Source organism: Chromohalobacter canadensis (genome assembly GCF_034479555.1).
In the GTDB taxonomy this organism is placed as follows: domain Bacteria; phylum Pseudomonadota; class Gammaproteobacteria; order Pseudomonadales; family Halomonadaceae; genus Chromohalobacter; species Chromohalobacter canadensis.
The window spans coordinates 3,294,838-3,313,357 of record NZ_CP140151.1; the positions used below are offsets into that span (position 1 = coordinate 3,294,838).

Consider the following 18,520-nt stretch of genomic DNA (forward strand, 5'->3'; position numbering starts at 1 on the left):
TCGCGGGTCATGCGTCACTTACTTCAGCAGTTGCCCCCTTGAATGGGGCGAGCAAGCCTCTCAACCAGCGGAGACGCCGTGAGAAACGCTACCAGTTGGTCCCTTTACCGTCGCTTGCTGGGATACGTTAAACCGCATTGGAAGGCATTCATGGCCGCCGTGGTGGGGTACGCCATCTATGCGGCCTCGAGCACCGCGTTGGCGGAAATGATGAAGCGCCTGATCGACGGCATCCAGAATCCCGATGCGGCCTTTCGCCTAATGTTGCCCCTGTTCGTGATCGGCATGTTCGCGGCGCGGGGCGTGGGGACATTCCTGGGTACCTATTACATGAGTGATGTGGCCCGTAATGTGGTCCATGCGTTGCGCTGCGAAGTGTTCAACCACATGTTGAGCTTGCCGGGGCGTTTCTTCGACATGCACTCGAGCGGTCATCTGCTCTCGCGCGTCACTTATCATGTCGAACAGGTTACCGGCGCGGCGACCAACGCCATCACCATCATTCTGCGTGAAGGCCTGTTCGTGATCGGCCTGGTCAGTTATCTCCTCTGGACCAACTGGATGCTGACGTTGATCTTCTTGGCCGTTACACCGTTGATTGGTCTTGTGGTCAGTTACACGAGCAAGCGCTTCCGGCGTTTGTCGCGGCGCATTCAGAATTCGATGGGCGATGTCACGCATGTCGCTTCCGAGGCGCTATCGGGTTATCGCGTGGTGCGTACTCACGGTGCCGAAGGCTATGAAAAGGCGCGTTTCGCCGAGGCCAGCGACTACAACCGCGAACAGAGCATGAAGGTGGCGTTGACCAAGGCCGTCAGCACGCCGGTCATCCAGTTATTGGTGGCGCTTTCGCTGGCGGGATTGGTATGGCTGGCAATGTCGCCGGCCTTGATGGCCTCGATGACGCCGGGCGAGTTTGTGGGCTTCATCACTGCCGCGTCGTTGATGGCCAAGCCGGTGCGGCAGCTCACCGAGGTCAATAGCACGATCCAGAAGGGACTGTCGGCCTCGCAGGAGTTGTTTGGTCTTCTCGAGCAACCTTCTGAAGTCGACGAAGGCACCTATGTGCCGACGCGCATCGACGGACGTGTGCGTTTCGAGGGCGTTCGCTTTCATTATGGCGAGGACCAGGGCGAGGTGCTCAAAGGCATCGATCTGGATATCCCCGCCGGCGAGATGATCGCTATCGTGGGCCGTTCTGGCAGTGGCAAGTCGACCCTGGTGAGCTTGTTGCCACGCTTTTATCGCCCCACCGAGGGACGAGTGATGTTGGATGACGTGGACATCCAGACATACTCGCTGTCGCCGCTGCGTCAGCGCATCGCGCTGGTCTCCCAGCAGGTAACGCTTTTTAATACCACCATCGGGGCCAATATTGCCTACGGACATCCCGAATCCGACCGGGAAGCCGTCGAGCACGCTGCGCGCGCCGCCTACGCGCATGAGTTCATCGAGCGTTTGCCCAATGGCTATGAAACCGTCGTCGGCGATAACGGGGTGATGTTGTCCGGCGGCCAGCGGCAGCGTCTGGCCATCGCGCGGGCGATTTTCAAGGATGCCCCTGTGCTGGTGCTCGACGAGGCCACCTCGGCGCTGGATACCGAGTCCGAGCGTTATATTCAGCAAGCGCTGGAAACGGTATGCCGCGGGCGCACGACCTTCGTCATTGCCCATCGCTTGTCGACCATTGAGCGTGCCGACCGTATTCTGGTCATGGAGCAGGGCGAGATCATTGAAAGCGGCACGCATACCGAATTGCTGTCGCAGGATGGCGCCTATGCCGCGCTTCACCAACTGCAATTCCAGGAGGCCGAGTGAGTCGCTTGCAGGATGCCTGGTACCGTGACGCGGCCTGGCTCATGCCGTTGCGTCCTTTGGCGGGGCTGTATGCTTCGGCCATGGGGGCGCGACGCAGGGCCTATCAGCGTGGCACGAAGACGGTCTGGGAACCCCCAGTGCCGTTGATCGTGATCGGCAATCTTTCCGTGGGAGGAACCGGCAAATCACCCTTGGTGGCATGGATGGCGCGTTGGCTTACCGAGCGTGGCTGGCGACCGGGCATCGTGTCGCGCGGCTATGGTGGTCACGCACGTCGCTATCCGCTGTACGTGACGCCGGAAACATCGCCTGCGGAAGCAGGTGACGAACCGGTCATGCTCGCGGCGCAGACAGGGTTGCCCGTTGCGGTCGACCCCGACCGCCCGCGCGCCGCGCGCAAGCTGGTCGCCGCCGGTTGTGACATCCTGCTGTCCGATGATGGGCTGCAGCATCTGGCCATGGGGCGCGATATCGAACTCGTGGTGGTGGATGGCGCGCGTGGCTTCGGCAATGGTCGCTGTCTGCCCGCGGGGCCGCTGCGCGAACCGCTTTCTCGGTTGGAAGACGTGGACGCAGTCATCAGCAACGGCCCCCTGCAGCAGGACTTGCCGGTGCCTCACTACAGCATGCATCTGGCGCCGTCGCGTTGGCGGCATCTGATCGATGACGTTTGCTACCCCATCGAGGGGCGGCCGTTCAATGGGCGCGTGCATGCCCTGGCCGGGATCGGCCATCCTTCGCGTTTCTTCGAGACGCTGGCGGGATTGAACGTCGAATTCGACCCTTGCCCGTTGGCCGATCACCATCGATTCGATGCCGCCGACCTGCAATTTTCCGACAATCGGCCGGTGGTCATGACGGCCAAGGATGCGGTCAAGTGTCGTCCTTTCGCGCACGAACGGTGCTGGGTACTAGATGTCGAAGCGCATCCTGATCCGGCGCTTATGACCTGGCTAGAAGGCCGCTTGGCGGCGCTGACCGAGAGGTGAACCATGGATAAGCAAATGCTGGCAATGCTGGTGTGCCCACACTGCCAGGGCAAGCTCAAGTACGACCGCGAGCGCGGTGAGCTCAAGTGCTACTTCGATGGCCTGGCATACCCCGTGGAAGACGAAATCCCGGTGATGCTGGCAGAACAAGCGCGTCGTATGGACGCTGACGAGAAGCTGGCCAAGACCCGTAGCGGCGCCGGAGAAGCACGGGGTGGCGCTACATGAGTGATGTGGTCGTGGTGATACCGGCGCGTTATGGCTCGTCGCGGTTACCAGGCAAGCCCTTGTTGGAGATTCACGGCGAGCCCATGATCGCGCGCGTATGGCGACGCGCCTGCCAAAGCAGGGCGACGCGTGTGGTGGTAGCCACCGATGATGCGCGTATCGAGACGGCCATGCGGCCCTATGAGGCCGAGGTCATGCTGACCGAGCGCGATCATCCCTCCGGCACCGATCGCCTCGCCGAAGTGGCGGCACGTCTTGACCTGGATGCCGACACCCTCGTGGTCAACGTGCAAGGCGATGAACCGCTCATTCCGGCGTCGCTGATCGACCAGGTGGCACGACGTCTCGCCGACGATGCGAGTGCCTCGATCGCCACTCTGGCGGAGCCCATCGGCGACGTCGAGACCTTGTTCAACCCCAACGTGGTCAAGGTAGTGCGCGATCTATACGGGCGCGCACTGTATTTCTCCCGGGCGCCGGTGCCCTGGGACCGAGAGGGCTTCGCTCAGCGTCCCGAGCATCTCGAGACCGATGCCTGGCTGCGCCATATCGGGCTCTATGCGTACCGAGCCGGTTTCCTGGCCGAGTATGTCGACTGGCTGCCATCGCCGCTCGAGCAGTTGGAACAGCTCGAGCAATTGCGTGCCATGCATCATGGGCATCGCATTCAGGTGGCGCTGGCCAGCGAAGCCCATCCGGCGGGGGTCGATACGCAGGAGGACCTTGACCGGGTGCGTCGCCTGATCACCGAGGAGGAGAGCGCGACATGATCCGTATTCTCTTCGTGTGCCTGGGCAATATATGCCGCTCGCCCACTGCCGAAGGCATCGTCAGGGCGCGTTTGCATGCGGCAGGCCTCGCGGAGGCCGTGGCGCTCGATTCCTGCGGCACCGGGCGCTGGCATGTGGGGGAGTCGCCCGATCCGCGAGCTCAGGAGGAAGCGCGGGCACGAGGCATCGACATCGCCTCGCTATGCGCGCGCCAGCTCCGTATCGACGACTTCCATGCGTTCGATTACCTGCTGGCCATGGACGCCGACAACCTAGCTCATATGCGACGTATGGCGCCTGCCGACTGTCAGGCGCATCTCGGTCTGCTGCTGGATTTTGCAGGGCCCCCCGGACGCTCGGTGCCGGATCCGTATTACGGAGCGGGGGATGGTTTTGCCAATGTGTTCGCCTTGATCGAGCAGGCTGCCGACGGCCTGATCGAGACCTGTCGTCAACGCCTTGAAGTGCAGCGTTCGGAGCCTGGCGATGGCGCTCGCTAAGGCCGCGACACTCGATAATACGCTAGGGTTGCCCTGTCGTGCGGAGCGTTTCATCGTGGCCACCACGCACGACGAGATACGCAATGCGCTGGTCATGGCAGCGGATGATGCGGCGCCGCTCAACATCGTGGGCGGCGCCAGCAATCTGATCTTGGCGCCGCGTCTCTCGGGGATGACCTTACAGGTGGCGTGTGACGATTGGTGGTGGGAAGAAAGCGACGACCAGACGATTCTCGTATACGCGCAGGCAGGATTGTCCTGGCACGATCTTGTCACGGCATGCGTCGAACGCGGCTGGTGGGGCATCGAAAACCTGGCGTTGATTCCCGGCCATGTCGGCGCCGCACCGATCCAGAATATCGGCGCCTACGGCGTCGAGCTTGCCGACGTGCTGGAGGCGGTCCATGTCACGCACTGTAATGATGGCCGCGAAGCCGTTTTCTCGCGCGATGATTGTGAATTCGCCTACCGCGACAGTATTTTCAAACGCGCCTTGGCGGGGCGTGTCGTGGTAACGCAGGTGGTGCTGAGGCTGTCGCGGAGTCCTTCGCCTCGCTTGGGCTACGGCGATCTCGCCAAGCGTGTCTCGGTGCATCCCGAAGTGCGAGAGATCTTTGATGCTGTGTGTGCCGTAAGACGTGAGAAATTGCCCGATCCCGCCGTGCTGGGTAACGCCGGCAGCTTTTTTACCAACCCTGTGCTCGAGGCGACCCAAGCCGAGCGTCTTCTGCGAGAATATCCTGCGATGCCGCATTTTCCGCAACCGGATGGAAGCGTCAAGCTGGCTGCGGGATGGTTGATCGAGCGTTGTGGCTTCAAAGGGACGCGCTGGGGCGCTTTTGGTGTGCATGAACGCCAGGCCTTGGTGCTGGTGCACTTCGGTGGTGGCGACAGGCAGGAACTGTTGGCACTGGCCGATCATATTCGCGATACAGTCCATCAGGCATTCGAGGTCATGCTGGAGCGAGAGCCGCGTCTGATGGGGTAGCTGCGTCCGCCAAGTGCCTACTCTTGCCAGCTTGTCTGATCAAGCCTTGCGACAATGCGTCATTGAGCATCAAGGTGAGCCGGCCATAAAAAAACGCCTGAAGGAGTGATCCTTCAGGCGTTTTTGTGTCTGGCAGGCGGCCGAGTCGGCCGCCTTGGGGCTTAGGCGTTGTCGTCGCCGCGGAAGAGGTTTTCCTGGAGACGATGACGCTGTTCGCGTGGGTCGTTGTGGGCACGACGACGCTGACGCGGCGTGGCCGATTCCTGGGGCGCTTGCGACGCTACCGTGGTAGTGGCTGCCGGAGCGGATGCCTCCTCGGCGCGAGGTGTGGCTGTTGGTGCCGGAGCCTCGGCTGGGGTCGCGGACGCTTCCTCGGTACTGGCCGGAGCATCGGTCGAGGCCGGTGTTTCGACCTCGGGCGCCGGTTTGGGCGTCGGGGTCGAAGCCGAGCCGGCCTGTGCTTCGGCGTTGTCCGCAGACGTTGTCGCAGCGGGCTTATCGGTGGCCGCGACGTTATCGTCCTCTGGCTGGGAGGACGGCGTCACATCATCGTTGGCCGGCTTGTCATCGCTTGCCTGAGCCGCAAGGGGCTTGCTGGGCGTAGACGGCGCCGATTGCTCGCTCTCAACCGGCACGTCGCTGGCTTGCGGGACGTGCTGCTCGGCTTGAGAAGCTGTGCCGCTTTCCTCTTTGGAGTCTGTCTCCTTGGGGGCTGCTTCGGCGGTTTCGCCGGCATCTTCAGGAGCGGTTTGCGTCGGTGCCTGTGCCGGAGAGTCATCAGCGGGCACTTGTGAAGAGCCATCAGCGGGCGCTTGTGCAGAGTCATCAGCGGTAGCGTCTTCCGGCGTCGCCTGGGCGGCGGGACGCTCGGTGCTATCCGCTTCAGGCGTCTGCGCTGCTACGTCTTGCGGCGCCTCGGTCGTGCCGTTCTCCGCCGGTGCTTCGGTAGCGCTGTTCTCCGCCGGGGCCTCGGTCGGGCGCGATGACGTTGCCGCCTTCTTGCGGGATTCGTCCGCTTGGGCGCTGTCATCCGTACCCGTGCGCGGCTGCGTCTCGCTGGGCGATGTCGCTGCCTCGGGCGTCGTTTCGGTCACGGCGGACGATGCTGCCTCGCTCGGCGTGGCACTCGCTTTGTCTGCCGACGGTTTGGCGGGAGCGGCACTGGCGCTCCCTTCCTGGACGTCTTGTGCCGGTTCGCTTGCCGCTTCTTGCTGCTGAGCTTGCAGTTTTTCCTGCTCAGCGACGGATTGCGGATTCACGGCATGCTTGCGGCTGCGCCGACGCGGGTTATTGCGCGTACGTTTCGGCTTGCTGTCTGCCTTTGGCGTTTCGCCTTGCGCTGGAGAGGCCGAGGCTTTGTCATCGGGCGTTGCTTGTGATGCAGACTCCGACTTGGGCTTATTGGCCTTGGTGTCCTTGTTTTCCGCGCGGGGCTTGTTGGATTTACCGCCGTTACGAGTGTCCTGCTTAGGGCTTTCGCTGTTACTGGCGTTTTCGCTACGTTCGGCATTGTTCGACTTGCCGGAGCCACGCGAAGGCCGCGAATTGCGGTTGGACTGCGAGTTGTTGCTGTCCTCGCGACGGTTTTCGTTGCGTGATGCCTGGCGCTCTTGTGACTCCTCGCCATTGCGACGCCGGCGGTTATTGCCATTGCCATTGCGGGCGTTATTGCTAGCGTTGTTGCCACCGCTGGACGCTGTATCGCGGCGCGTATCATCGTTGTCGCGTGACGTTTGCCGCTGCTGCTTGTTGGCGGTCTTCTGGTCGTCTGAACGTTCCGCTTGGCTGTTGCCGTTACGGTTGCGCCGTTGCGAGGAATCCGCCGTGGACGACGTGCTGGCCGCGCGCTTTGGTGATTCGGCGCCGGACGCAGTTTCCTGGGGCGAGGCGGCGCTCTCGTCACCATTGAGCAGCTTGCCGAGCCCTTTCACCATGCGTGAGAAGAGCCCGCCTTCGGGCGCTGTTGCAGGCGTCGTGGCGGTGCTCGACTTGCCTTGGGGCTCGGCATCGGACTGCAGCGAGGTAGGTGCCGGGGCGTTGTGTGCGATGCTCTTGACCGCCGCTTCCGCGCGCTGCACCGGCTTTTCGAGCGCCGGGTCGGGTTCCTGCGTCAGTTCGGTCTCAGTGGGCAGTTCGAAGCTCGAACGCTGGCCGTCTTCTTCATTGACTTGATCATCGCGCAGACGCTGCATGTCGTAATGCGGCGTATCCATGTCAGGGTTGGGCAAGAGGACGACCTGGACGCCTTGCCGCTGCTCGATGTCGTTGAGCACGCTGCGCTTTTCGTTGAGCAGATAAGTCGCCACCGGCACCGGGAGGACCGCACGAATCTGCGAGCTGCGCTCCTTCATGGCCTCTTCTTCGATGAGGCGCATGATGGACAGCGAGATGGAGCGTACATCGCGGATGGTGCCTTGACCGTTGCAGCGCGGGCAGACCACGCCGCTGGTTTCGCCGAGCGAGGGCCGCAGGCGCTGGCGTGACATTTCCATCAGACCGAAACGCGAGATGCGTCCGATCTGCACGCGGGCGCGATCGAGCTTGAGCGCATCGCGGACACGGTTTTCCACTTCGCGCTGATTCTTGGCCGGCGTCATGTCGATGAAGTCGATGACCACTAGGCCGCCGATGTCACGAAGCCGCAGCTGCCGTGCGATTTCGTCGGAGGCTTCGAGATTGGTCTGTAGCGCAGTTTCCTCGATGTCGCTGCCGCGCGTGGCGCGTGCCGAGTTGATGTCGATGGACACCAGCGCTTCGGTGTGGTCGATGACCACGGCGCCGCCGGAGGGCAGCTTGACTTCACGCTGATAGGCGGTCTCGATCTGCGATTCGATCTGGAAGCGCGAGAACAGCGGAACGTCGTCGGCGTAGAGCTTGATCTTGTTCTGGTAGGAGGGCATGACCTGGCGGATGAAATGCAGGGCTTCCTCGTGTACCTCGGGGCTGTCGATCAAGACTTCGCCGATATCATGGCGCAGGTAATCGCGCATGGCGCGAATGATGACGTTGGACTCGCGATAGATGAGGAAGGGCGCGCTACGTTTGCCGGCTTCCTCGGTAATCGCTTCCCATACCTGCACGAGGTAATCCATGTCCCACTGGAGTTCCTCGGGGGAACGCCCGATCCCGGCGGTGCGCACGATGACGCCCATCTTATCGGGAACGGTGAGCTGGCCCATGGCGTCCTTGAGCTGCGCGCGGTCGTCACCCTCGATGCGCCGTGAGATGCCGCCGGCGCGGGGGTTGTTGGGCATCAGTACGAGGAAGCGACCGGCCAGGCTGATGAAGGTGGTCAGCGCGGCGCCTTTGTTGCCGCGTTCTTCCTTGTCGACCTGGACGATGACTTCCTGACCTTCCTTGAGCACTTCCTTGATATTAGGACGCCCGGAAGGTTCTTTAGTGAAGTATTCCCGCGAAATTTCCTTGAGCGGGAGGAAACCGTGCCGTTCGGCACCGAAATCGACGAAGGCTGCCTCGAGACTGGGCTCGATGCGCGTGATGCGGCCACGGTAGATGTTGGCTTTTTTCTGTTCCCGGGCACCGGATTCGATGTCCAGGTCGTACAGGCGTTGTCCATCGACGAGCGCGACGCGCAGCTCTTCGGGCTGTGTCGCATTGATGAGCATTCGTTTCATGCAAGTCTCACTGACTAGGCGTGCCGGTCTAACGACAAGGCGTGGCAACGGCGCGTCGAATCGTTTGCTTGCATGCTTGTGCTCAGTGCATGTCGTGACGATGTCTTGGCGACCCAAAGGGTCGTGGACGACAAGACAGGCATACCAACGGTCGTCATCGCCCGGCGGGGACGATGCGCGTGATGATGGCCGCCGAATGCGGTGGACGAGGGGGCCCGCCAGCGCTTCGAGGGGTGTTCAACTTCGTTATCCCGTTCGTATCGATCCTGTCGTATACATCCCTGAACACTGTAAGAGCATGTTGAGTACGCGGTGGAGGCAGGACATGTCCCGGCGGGAGTGTGCCCGTCCGGCCCTGCGGTCATCCACCAGACAGCTAGCAATAAGTCGATTCGGCGACGCCGGCCCCGGCACGGTGTTTATGTCACCCCGTGTGGTGGCGCAGAACATATCGTGCGCCCCTGGCGGGCATGGCGTTCCAAACGTTCGTTCCCCTAGTGCGGCGATGATGTCGTCGCCAGCGGGGATGTCATGTTCTTCGTTCGGGCCTGCGTGTCTGCAAAGCAGGCGCAAATGACGGGCGCTTGATGCCCATTTGAACGAGCCTCGAATATAACAGTAAAGCGATAACGCAGCAATTGGCGTCAAGTCGGTCTCGCTGCGGTAGAATGTTGGCCGGCGTCAAGTGGCGACAATTCGGTGGGGATTCGTAAAGGAGAAGGTGCGCATGGCCGAGGGCCGCGACGTACAGTGGGTGGAAATAAGCGAAGGGCAGGTCGGACAACGTATCGACAATTTCTTGCGTACGCGGCTCAAGGGAGCGCCCAAATCCTTGATCTACCGCATCGTGCGCAAGGGGGAGATTCGCGTCAACAAGAAGCGGGTAAAGGCGGACTACCGGCTGGTGCTGGGCGATATGGTGCGCATACCGCCGTTACGCCTGGCGCCCGAAGAAGCCGTACGTGAAGTCAGTGATGGGCTGCGCAATCTGCTTGCTGGCAGTGTGCTGGTTGAGGGGCCGGACTGGTTGGTACTCAATAAGCCGGCCGGGCTCGCCGTGCATGGTGGCAGTGGCGTGAAGATCGGGTTGATCGAGGCGCTGCGTCAGGTCCGTGACGACCTTGATTTCCTGGAGCTGGTACATCGCCTGGATCGTGATACCTCCGGCTGTCTGTTGTTGGCCAAGTCTCGCGAGGCGTTGGTGACCCTGAATCAGTCGCTCAAGGCACATCAGATGGACAAACAGTATCTGGCCTTGGTTCAGGGGCGCTGGCCAGCGCGGCGCGAGTTCGTCAGCGCCCGGCTTGATCGCTTCAATGCGGGTAACGGCGAGCGACGTGTGCGTGTCGATAATCAGGGCAAGGTGTCACGCACGCGTTTCGCTGTGCGCGAGGCGTTCTCGCGTGTCACTTTGATCGAGGCCGAGCCGGTGACCGGACGCACGCACCAGATTCGCGTGCATGCTGGGCATGCTGGCCATGCACTGTTGGGTGACGACAAGTACGGTACTCGCGAGGGCGCACGCTTGGCGCGTGAGTTGAAGCTCGATCGCTTGTTTTTGCATTCCCATGCCTTGACCTTTCCCGAGCCCTCGAGCGGTCGCCCGGTGCATGTCAAGGCGCCGCTGGGGGAAACGCTTGAAGCGGTGTTGGCAAGAGCGCGCCGTGCCAATTGATTGGCCCATGGGTCGCGAGGGCGCGGCCGTGAATAACGCCGATGAGGGGGAGGGTGGTTTGCGCTATCGTTTAGTGATCTTCGACTGGGATGGCACCTTGATGGATTCTGCGGCGCGGATCGTCGCCTGCATGCAAGCAGCAGTGCACGACATCGGCTGGACGCCGCTGTCGGATGCGGCGGTGCGTGACATTATTGGGCTGGGGCTGCCGGAGGCCATCGCCAAGCTGTGCCCGGGCATGACCGCGGAGCAGCGTGAGCATTTGCGCGAGCGTTACGCGGCACATTTCGTTGCCGCCGAGCAGGAGCCGCTGCACTTCTTCGATGGAGTGGCATCCGGCATGATGCGACTGCGAGGCGAGTCGAGCCTGCAGCTGGCAGTGGCGACCGGCAAGAGTCGCCGTGGTCTGGATCGCATTTTCACGAGCACAGGTAGTGGCGAATGGTTCCACGCTAGCCGTACGGCCGATGAAACGTTGTCCAAGCCGCACCCTCGCATGCTGGAAGAATTGCTGGCCGAGACGCGCTTGACGCCGGAGGAGGCGTTGATGGTCGGGGATACCGAGTACGACATGGAAATGGCACGGGCGTTGGGCATGGATCGCGTGGCGGTGACCTATGGCGTTCATGCCCGTGAGCGCCTGGTGCGTAGTGAACCGGTGCTGATGGCCGATACGTTCTCGGCGTTGATGGATTGGTTGTATGTGGATCACCACGATGTCGTGCGTGATACAGGGCCGGGAACAGTGAGGCGGAGTGAAATCTCATGAGTGACGATAAACGCGAGGACGCTTGGACGCAGGGTCCCGAGGTCGAGCGTGCGTCGCGCGAACGCAACAAGGCTGACGAGTCTGACGACGAAGCGATCAGCGATCCCGAGCGCTTGCGTGAACTGCGGCGCCTGCGCGAACAGCGCATGCTCGATCGCTGGATCGATGGCGTGCTCGTCGAACAGCGGCGGTCACGGCGTTGGAAGCTATTCTTTCGCCTGGTCGTCGTGCTGCTGATTGCGTCGTCGCTGGCGATGACGACGTATGCGTTATTTTTTGCCGATCGCGACATGACCGGGGGTGCCGGTGCGCCCCATTTGGGAGTCGTCGAGGTCGACGGCGTAATCGATGCCGATGGCGAGTCCAGTGCCGAGCGCATCATCGAGGGGCTGCGTGCCGCGTGGGAGGCGCCGTCGTCACGGGCGGTGGTGCTGCATATCAATAGCCCCGGCGGCAGTCCGGTGCAGTCACAGCGCGTATACGATGAAGTGCGCCGTTTGACGGAAAAGGGCGATAAACCGGTCGTTGCGGTGATCGAGGATATCGGCGCGAGCGGTGCCTATTACATGGCGTCGGCGGCGGACGATATCTATGCTGCACCGGCGAGCCTGGTGGGCTCCATCGGCGTCATTTATTCCGGCTTCGGGGCGCAGGAGGCCATCGACAAGCTGGGTATCGAACGCCGGGTCTTCACCTCTGGTGACAATAAGGCGTTTCTCGATCCTTTCTCCCCGATGCGCGATGAGCAGCGAGAGTTCTGGCAGGACGTGCTGGATACCACTCATCGTCAATTCATCGAGGACGTCAAGGCTGGGCGCGGCGAGCGCCTGGCCGACGACCCCAGGCTCTTTTCCGGCCTGGTCTGGACGGGGGAGCAAGCGCTCGACCTGGGGCTGATCGACGGTTTGGAGAGTCTCGATGGGTTGTCTAGGGAGCGCTTCGATGATGTGCAGTTGCATGATTATACGCCGGCGCTCGATCCCTTGAGTCGCTTATCACGCCAGTTGGGGCGTGTCGCGGCCGAGTGGGCCGGGATCTCCAGCAATGCGTCGCCCGTGCGCTATCAGGTGCAATGACGGCGCCAGGCCGGTATCACCCCAGCGGGTCGAGACCGGCCTCGCGCAGCATTTCACACAGCCGTATCAGCGGCAGGCCGATCAAGGTGTTGGGGTCACGCCCCTCGAGGCGTTCGAAGAGCGTGATGCCCAACCCTTCCATGCGAAAGCTGCCGGCGCTATCCAGTGGGCGTTCCTTCTCGACGTAACGCTCGATCTGGGTGTCGCTGAGTTCGCGAAACACGACGTCGTAACGTTCGTGATCGACCCAATGACGCGCGTGGGCGGTATCGATCAGGGCGATGCCGGTTAGAAAGCGAACGTGCCGGCCTGAAAAACGGCGCAGGTTGGCGCGGGCGGTGGCCATGTCGCCGGGTTTGCCAAGTATCTCGCCGTCGAACAGGCAGACTTGGTCCGAGCCGATGATCAGGTGCTCAGGATACTCGCCGGCGAGAGCCGTGGCCTTGCCTAGGGCGAGGCGGTGCACCAGGGCGTGGGCCGATTCGCGAGGGAGAGGGGTTTCGTCGATGTCCGGCGCGGCCCACGCATACGGCAGCTCGAGGCGGCCGAGAAGCTGGCGGCGCCACCGGGAGCCGGAAGCAAGGACAAGGCGAGTCATGGCGTCTCCTGAAAACGATAGCGGGATGGCGCGTCAATTCGCAGTCTGCCGCGCCCTGTCGGTTCTGTACAGTGCGCTTGTTTTGACAGCGTCGGGGCGAGTCCCTATTATTGCGCGCCTATGTTAACCACACGACTCCCCAAGCAGGTCGAGCCTTACAAGCTCGCTGCCAATCGCGAACGTCTCGAAGGGCTAGCGGCGCTTGATGCAATGCAGCGTCTTGGCGAAGAGATCGGCGCGCAGCAGGGCGACTGTGAGGTACGCCTGAGTTTCGATATCGATACGCAAGGGCGGCGCCTCATGGACGGCCATCTCTTGGCGCATGTGCAGGTGCCTTGCAGACGCTGCCTGGAGTTCATGCCGGTGACGTTGGAGAGTCGCTTTCTGTTGGGTCTTGTCACTGATGATAGCCTGGCGAGCGAGTTGCCGAGCGATTACGAACCGGTCTTGGTGGAAAACGAACAGCTGAATCTTCTGCCGGTCGTCGAGGATGAGCTCATCCTCAGTCTGCCGCAGGTGGTTTATCATGACGAGGCGGATTGCGCCGTTTCGCGCGACCAGCTGGAAAGTGGCGCTGATGCCGAGGTATCGGAACAGCGTCCTGCAAGCCCTTTCGAGGTCCTGCGTAACTTGAAAGGCAAACTTTGAATAATCGTTGACACTCTGGAGTGTAACCCATGGCAGTTCAAAAAGTCCGCAAGAGCCGTTCCAAGCGTGGCATGCGTCGTAGTCACGATGCGTTGAGCGCACCGACCCTGTCTCAGGACAAGGAAACCGGTACTACGCATCGTCGTCACCACGTGGCTTCCGATGGTTTCTACCGTGGCCGCAAAGTCTTCGACGTTTAAGACGTCGTCGACGCGCACGTGACCGTGCGAATCGCTATCGATGCGATGGGCGGGGACCTGGGTCCCCGCGCCACCGTTATCGGCTCTCTCCAGGCGCTTGCCATGCACTCGAATCTCGAGATTCAGATGCACGGCCCTCGCGACGCTCTGGAAGCCGAGCTAGAGTCCCTTCCCAAACGCCTTTCCGGCTATCGCCCCCGTCTCGTCCTGCAGCACGCGCCGCGTGTCATTACGCAGGCCATGCGGGTAGCGAATGCTGTGCGTGAGGCCGATGGGTCGAGCATGCTCGGTGCCATCGCGAGTGTTCGCGACGGCCAGGCGCATGCATGTGTCAGCGCGGGGAACACCGGGGCGCTGATGGCATTGGCGAGGCGTGAGTTGGGCACGGTCAAGGGTATTGCCCGGCCCGCCATCAGCACGGCGGTGCCAACCCAGGGCGGAGGGCGTTGTTATCTGCTCGACCTGGGCGCCAACGTCGGTGTTCAGGCTCGCCACCTGGTCGATTTTGCGCGTATGGGTGCCATCATGGCGCGGGTGATCGACGATGTGGCGACGCCGCGTGTGGCGCTCTTGAATATCGGTGTCGAAGCCAATAAAGGCGTGCCCAGCGTACGCGAAGCAGATGAGTGTCTGCGCCAGGGCGTGGCGTGCCACCGAGAGGGATATGGCTTCGAGTATATCGGTTACCTCGAAGGCGATGGGGTCTTCTCGGGGGCAGCGGATGTCGTGGTGTGCGACGGTTTCGTGGGCAATGCGATCCTGAAAGCCAGCGAGGGTTTGGCGACGATGTTGCTGTCGCGCCTGCAGGAGACGTTCGAGGCGCATCTGACCACGCGCGTGGTACGTGCCATGGCAAGGCCTGCGTTACTTCGTCTCAAGCGTCGACTCGACCCGGTACGCTATAATGGCGCGAGTCTGCTGGGTCTGTCGGGTATTGTCGTCAAGAGTCATGGCGGAGCAGACGCCAAAGGCTTTGCCTATGCTATTTCACGCGCGGTGCGCGAGGTCGATATGGATTTGCCTTCGCATCTGGCACGGGAGTTGAGCGATGCGGTACGCCCCGAGCCTTCTATCCCCTCGGTCGATCCTGATAGCGGTCGAGCGGATAGTGGGTTAGCGAGCGATGCTCAACCCGACGACTCCCATCCTCAAAGGTGACTGTCATGACACAATCCCTCGCCCTCGTCTTTCCGGGGCAGGGCTCCCAGCAGGTCGGCATGCTGAGGGAGCTGGCCGAGCGTTACAGCGTCGTGCGGACCACGTTCGACGAGGCGTCCGGTGCGTTAGGTTACGACCTCTGGAAAGTCGTGCAAGAAGGCCCCGAGAGTGCCTTGAACGCCACCGCCTGCACGCAACCTGCACTGCTGACCTCTAGCGTCGCGATCTGGCGCATTTGGCAAGAACTCGAAGGTCCACGCCCTCTGGTTATGGCGGGGCATAGCCTGGGTGAATACAGCGCCATGGTATGTGCCGGCGTCATCAGCTTCGCGGAAGGCGTGCGCCTGGTGCGTCTGCGCGGCGAGGCGATGCAGGCGGCGGTACCGGAAGGCCATGGTGCGATGGCGGCGGTGCTCGGTCTCGATGACGCGACGGTCGAGACAGCGTGTCGCGAGGCGGCGCAAGGTGAAGTGGTCGCGGCGGTCAACTATAATGCCCCGGGACAGGTCGTGATCGCGGGCAACAAGAGCGCCGTTGATCGGGCCATAGGCTTGTGCCAGGAGGCCGGCGCCAAGCGGGCGTTGCCGCTGCCGGTATCGGTACCTTCGCATTGCAATCTGATGCAGCCGGCTGCCGATCGCCTTGCCGCGGAGATCGATCGTCTCGATCTCAGAACGCCACGCTATACCGTGGTTCAGAACGTCGATGCGCTCGCGCATGAAGACGTTCAGACGCTCAGTCAGCGTCTCGTCGAACAGCTTTATCGGCCGGTACGCTGGACGGATTGCGTCAACGCCATGTACGAACGTGGCGCTCGGGTTTTTGTCGAATGTGGTCCGGGCAAGGTCCTGACCGGCCTTAATAAGCGAATTCAACGTCAAGCCAAGGGGCTTGCCGTCAACGACCCCGAATCGCTCGAGAGCGCACTGGAATTGGCGCGCAGCGAAGGGGAGCAGTCTTAGTGATGAATGCGGGAAACCAGATGACAAGCGAACGCAGGATAGCCCTGGTCACCGGTGCCAGTCGCGGCATTGGACAGGCCATCGCCCGTGAGTTGGGCCGTCAAGGACGTGTGGTGATCGGTACTGCAACCAGCCAAGCCGGCGCCGACAAGATTGATGCCGATCTAAAGGCGCACGAAGTCGAGGGCGCGGGTCGTGTGCTCGATGTCACCGACCAGGACAGCGTCGAGAGCTTGATCAAAGCGATTGGCGAGGAGTTCGGTGCACCGACCATACTGGTCAACAATGCCGGTATTACGCGTGACAATCTGCTGATGCGCATGAAAGAAGACGAGTGGGACGCGGTGCTCGACACCAATCTCAAGTCGCTTTATCGCGTCACCAAGGCGTGCGTGCGTGGCATGACCAAGGCGCGTTTTGGGCGTATCGTCAGTGTCAGCTCGGTAGTTGCCAGCATGGGCAATCTGGGACAGACCAACTATGCGGCGGCCAAGGCTGGCATGGAAGGGTTTTCTCGTTCCCTGGCGCGTGAAGTCGCCTCGCGTGGCATTACTGTCAATAGTGTTGCGCCGGGGTTCATTGCCACCGACATGACACAGGCGCTACCCGAGGCCCAGCACGAAGCGTTGTTGGGACAGATTCCTGTGTCGCGTCTGGGCGCCCCCGAGGAAATTGCCGCTGCTGTGGGCTTTCTCACCAGCGACAATGCCGGCTACATTACCGGTGAAACGCTGCAGGTCAACGGCGGCATGAATATGCGTTGACGCTCTCCAAGGCGCTGTTGCGTCGTCTGGGAGCGGTCTATAAACTAGCCGCAGCTTTCCAGAGCTAGCGGATTCGTACCACTAGGAGTAACAAGAGAATGAGCACCATCGAAGAGCGCGTGAAGAAGGTTGTGGCTGAGCGCCTGAACGTCAAGGAAGAAGACATCCAGAACACGTCTTCCTTCACCGAGGATCTCGGCGCCGACTCGCTGGACACTGTCGAGCTGGTGATGGCGCTCGAAGAAGAATTCGACACCGAGATTCCCGACGAAGAAGCCGAGAAGATCACGACCGTTCAGGAAGCGATCGATTACGTCGTCGCTCATCAGTAAGTAGAGCGGTACCGGGTTGCCCGGTTCGACATCGACTCGCGAAGGCCGCTCTGTCATCAGGGCGGCCTTCGTCGTTTGTGCATGCGTGCGGTCTCCATCCCGTCGGTGTTTCGGGTATAATGCGCGCCAAACACGGCATTGCCGTGCCAACTCGCAAGTCTGGAGGAGAGCTGATGCCTCGTAAAAGGGTCGTGGTAACCGGATTGGGCCTGGTCACCCCGGTCGGTAACAGTGTCAAGGAAAGCTGGGACAACATCCTGGCGGGCAAGAGCGGCATCGCACCGATCGACCACTTCGATACTACGGGATTCAATACGCGTTTTGGCGGTTCGGTGAAGGACTTCGACATCAGTCCTTACCTGAATCCCAAGGAAGCGCGCAAGATGGATCTGTTCATTCAGTACGGCATCGCGGCGGCGGGTCAGGCCATCGCCGATGCCGGACTGGAGAGCGACGAAGACAACGCGGATCGCATCGGTGTGGCGATCGGTTCGGGCATCGGGGGGTTGCCGATGATCGAGCATAACCACAATGCCTTGAATCGCGGTGGCCCGCGCAAGATCTCGCCGTTTTTCGTACCCGGGTCGATCATCAATATGATCTCCGGCAATCTGGCGATCCAGCATGGCTTTCGCGGCCCCAATATCGCCATTACCACGGCTTGTACCACGGGGACGCACAATATTGGCTACGCGGCTCGCACCATCGCCTATGGCGATGCAGATGCCATGGTCTGTGGGGGAGCCGAAATGGCCACCACGCCGTTGGGGCTGGGTGGTTTCTCGTCGGCGCGTGCGTTGTCCACGCGTAATGATGATCCTGCCGCAGCAAGCCGCCCTTGGGATCGCGAACGAGATGGCTTCGTACTCTCCGATGGCGCCGGGGTACTGGTGCTCGAGGAGTACGAGCATGCCAAACAGCGTGGCGCGCCCATCTATGCTGAGCTGTTGGGCTTTGGCATGAGCGACGATGCTTACCATATGACCGCACCCAATGGCAGTGGGGCGGAAATGGCGATGCGCAATGCCGTCAAGGACGCCGCTATCGATGCCGGTCAGTTGGATTACATCAATGCACACGGGACCTCGACCCAAGCGGGCGATGTCGCTGAGAGCCAGGCCGTGGAGCGCGTCATGGGCGAAGCGGCCAAGTCCGTAGCGGTTAGTTCCACGAAGTCGATGATCGGTCATCTGCTGGGAGCCGCCGGCGCTGTCGAGGCGATATTCAGCGTGCTTGCCATTCGCGATAGCGTGGTGCCACCGACCATCAACCTCGAAGACCCCGACGAGGGATGCACGCTCGATTACGTGCCCAACGAGGCGCGTGAGAAGCCGGTGGTGTACAGCCTATCGAACTCCTTCGGTTTCGGCGGTACCAATGGGTCACTGATCTTCGGTCGCGTTTAGGCGT

The 18,520-nt window shown here is 61.7% G+C and carries 18 protein-coding genes; 16 read left to right on the forward strand and 2 right to left on the reverse strand.

Annotation, left to right across the window (positions count from 1 at the left end):
- The first annotated feature begins 42 nt into the window (after positions 1-42).
- From msbA to murB, 6 genes are read left to right on the forward strand one after another with little or no spacing between them, the layout of a single operon-like run.
- Positions 43-1,818 (forward strand): lipid A export permease/ATP-binding protein MsbA, encoded by a 1,776-nt coding sequence (gene msbA, locus SR908_RS15300; RefSeq protein WP_097023248.1) that lies wholly within the window; start codon positions 43-45, stop codon positions 1,816-1,818.
- Entirely contained in the window at positions 1,815-2,807 is a 993-nt protein-coding gene (gene lpxK, locus SR908_RS15305; protein ID WP_097023249.1) for a tetraacyldisaccharide 4'-kinase, read from the forward strand. Before msbA ends, lpxK begins: the two co-directional genes overlap by 4 nt.
- A gap of 3 nt (positions 2,808-2,810) precedes the next feature.
- Positions 2,811-3,035, forward strand: a complete 225-nt coding sequence (locus SR908_RS15310; protein ID WP_097023250.1) for a Trm112 family protein — start codon at positions 2,811-2,813, stop codon at positions 3,033-3,035.
- Entirely contained in the window at positions 3,032-3,805 is a 774-nt protein-coding gene (gene kdsB, locus SR908_RS15315) for a 3-deoxy-manno-octulosonate cytidylyltransferase (RefSeq protein ID WP_246921159.1), read from the forward strand. The genes SR908_RS15310 and kdsB overlap by 4 nt, the downstream gene beginning before the upstream one ends.
- Positions 3,802-4,305, forward strand: a complete 504-nt coding sequence (locus SR908_RS15320; RefSeq protein WP_246921156.1) for a low molecular weight protein-tyrosine-phosphatase — start codon at positions 3,802-3,804, stop codon at positions 4,303-4,305. The genes kdsB and SR908_RS15320 overlap by 4 nt, the downstream gene beginning before the upstream one ends.
- On the forward strand, positions 4,292-5,293 hold the full coding sequence (gene murB / locus SR908_RS15325) for a UDP-N-acetylmuramate dehydrogenase (RefSeq protein WP_246921153.1): 1,002 nt from the start codon (positions 4,292-4,294) through the stop codon (positions 5,291-5,293). The genes SR908_RS15320 and murB overlap by 14 nt, the downstream gene beginning before the upstream one ends.
- Positions 5,294-5,454: 161 nt before the next feature.
- On the opposite strand, the gene rne is transcribed toward murB, so the two are convergent.
- Positions 5,455-8,928: a ribonuclease E gene (rne, locus tag SR908_RS15330; protein WP_097023253.1), complete on the reverse strand. Its 3,474-nt coding sequence runs from the start codon at positions 8,926-8,928 to the stop codon at positions 5,455-5,457.
- Positions 8,929-9,655: 727 nt separating this feature from the next.
- Here rne and SR908_RS15335 point away from each other — a divergent pair.
- Genes SR908_RS15335 through sppA form a run of 3 tightly spaced genes read left to right on the forward strand, consistent with a single transcriptional unit; the run spans position 9,656 to position 12,448 of the window.
- Positions 9,656-10,603: an RluA family pseudouridine synthase gene (locus tag SR908_RS15335; RefSeq protein WP_246921150.1), complete on the forward strand. Its 948-nt coding sequence runs from the start codon at positions 9,656-9,658 to the stop codon at positions 10,601-10,603.
- Positions 10,604-10,661: 58 nt separating this feature from the next.
- The gene (locus SR908_RS15340) at positions 10,662-11,372 is read left to right on the forward strand and encodes an HAD family hydrolase (protein WP_246921445.1); all 711 of its coding nucleotides are present in this window, start codon (positions 10,662-10,664) and stop codon (positions 11,370-11,372) included.
- Positions 11,369-12,448, forward strand: a complete 1,080-nt coding sequence (sppA, locus tag SR908_RS15345; RefSeq protein ID WP_246921147.1) for a signal peptide peptidase SppA — start codon at positions 11,369-11,371, stop codon at positions 12,446-12,448. The genes SR908_RS15340 and sppA overlap by 4 nt, the downstream gene beginning before the upstream one ends.
- A gap of 16 nt (positions 12,449-12,464) precedes the next feature.
- Here sppA and SR908_RS15350 read toward each other — a convergent pair whose 3' ends face one another.
- A complete protein-coding gene (locus SR908_RS15350; RefSeq protein WP_246921144.1) occupies positions 12,465-13,046 on the reverse strand; it encodes a Maf family protein in 582 nt (193 codons plus the stop codon).
- Between the two features lie 120 nt (positions 13,047-13,166).
- Here SR908_RS15350 and SR908_RS15355 point away from each other — a divergent pair, with 120 nt between their 5' ends.
- From SR908_RS15355 to fabF, 7 genes are all read left to right on the forward strand, one after another.
- Complete coding sequence (locus SR908_RS15355) at positions 13,167-13,694, forward strand: YceD family protein (RefSeq protein ID WP_097023256.1); 528 nt, start codon at positions 13,167-13,169, stop codon at positions 13,692-13,694.
- Positions 13,695-13,723: 29 nt separating this feature from the next.
- Complete coding sequence (rpmF, locus tag SR908_RS15360; RefSeq protein ID WP_040243667.1) at positions 13,724-13,894, forward strand: 50S ribosomal protein L32; 171 nt, start codon at positions 13,724-13,726, stop codon at positions 13,892-13,894.
- A gap of 24 nt (positions 13,895-13,918) precedes the next feature.
- Complete coding sequence (gene plsX / locus SR908_RS15365) at positions 13,919-15,052, forward strand: phosphate acyltransferase PlsX (RefSeq protein WP_179703075.1); 1,134 nt, start codon at positions 13,919-13,921, stop codon at positions 15,050-15,052.
- A 5-nt stretch (positions 15,053-15,057) separates the two neighbouring features.
- Positions 15,058-16,014: an ACP S-malonyltransferase gene (gene fabD / locus SR908_RS15370; RefSeq protein WP_097023258.1), complete on the forward strand. Its 957-nt coding sequence runs from the start codon at positions 15,058-15,060 to the stop codon at positions 16,012-16,014.
- A 20-nt stretch (positions 16,015-16,034) separates the two neighbouring features.
- Positions 16,035-16,778 carry a 3-oxoacyl-ACP reductase FabG gene (gene fabG / locus SR908_RS15375; RefSeq protein ID WP_246921141.1) on the forward strand — a complete coding sequence of 248 codons (744 nt, stop codon included), beginning with the start codon at positions 16,035-16,037 and terminating at the stop codon, positions 16,776-16,778.
- A 98-nt stretch (positions 16,779-16,876) separates the two neighbouring features.
- Positions 16,877-17,110 carry an acyl carrier protein gene (gene acpP / locus SR908_RS15380; protein ID WP_011506901.1) on the forward strand — a complete coding sequence of 78 codons (234 nt, stop codon included), beginning with the start codon at positions 16,877-16,879 and terminating at the stop codon, positions 17,108-17,110.
- 173 nt (positions 17,111-17,283) lie between these two features.
- Positions 17,284-18,516, forward strand: coding sequence for a beta-ketoacyl-ACP synthase II (fabF, locus tag SR908_RS15385; RefSeq protein ID WP_246921138.1), 1,233 nt, complete (start codon positions 17,284-17,286; stop codon positions 18,514-18,516).
- Positions 18,517-18,520 lie beyond the last annotated feature (4 nt).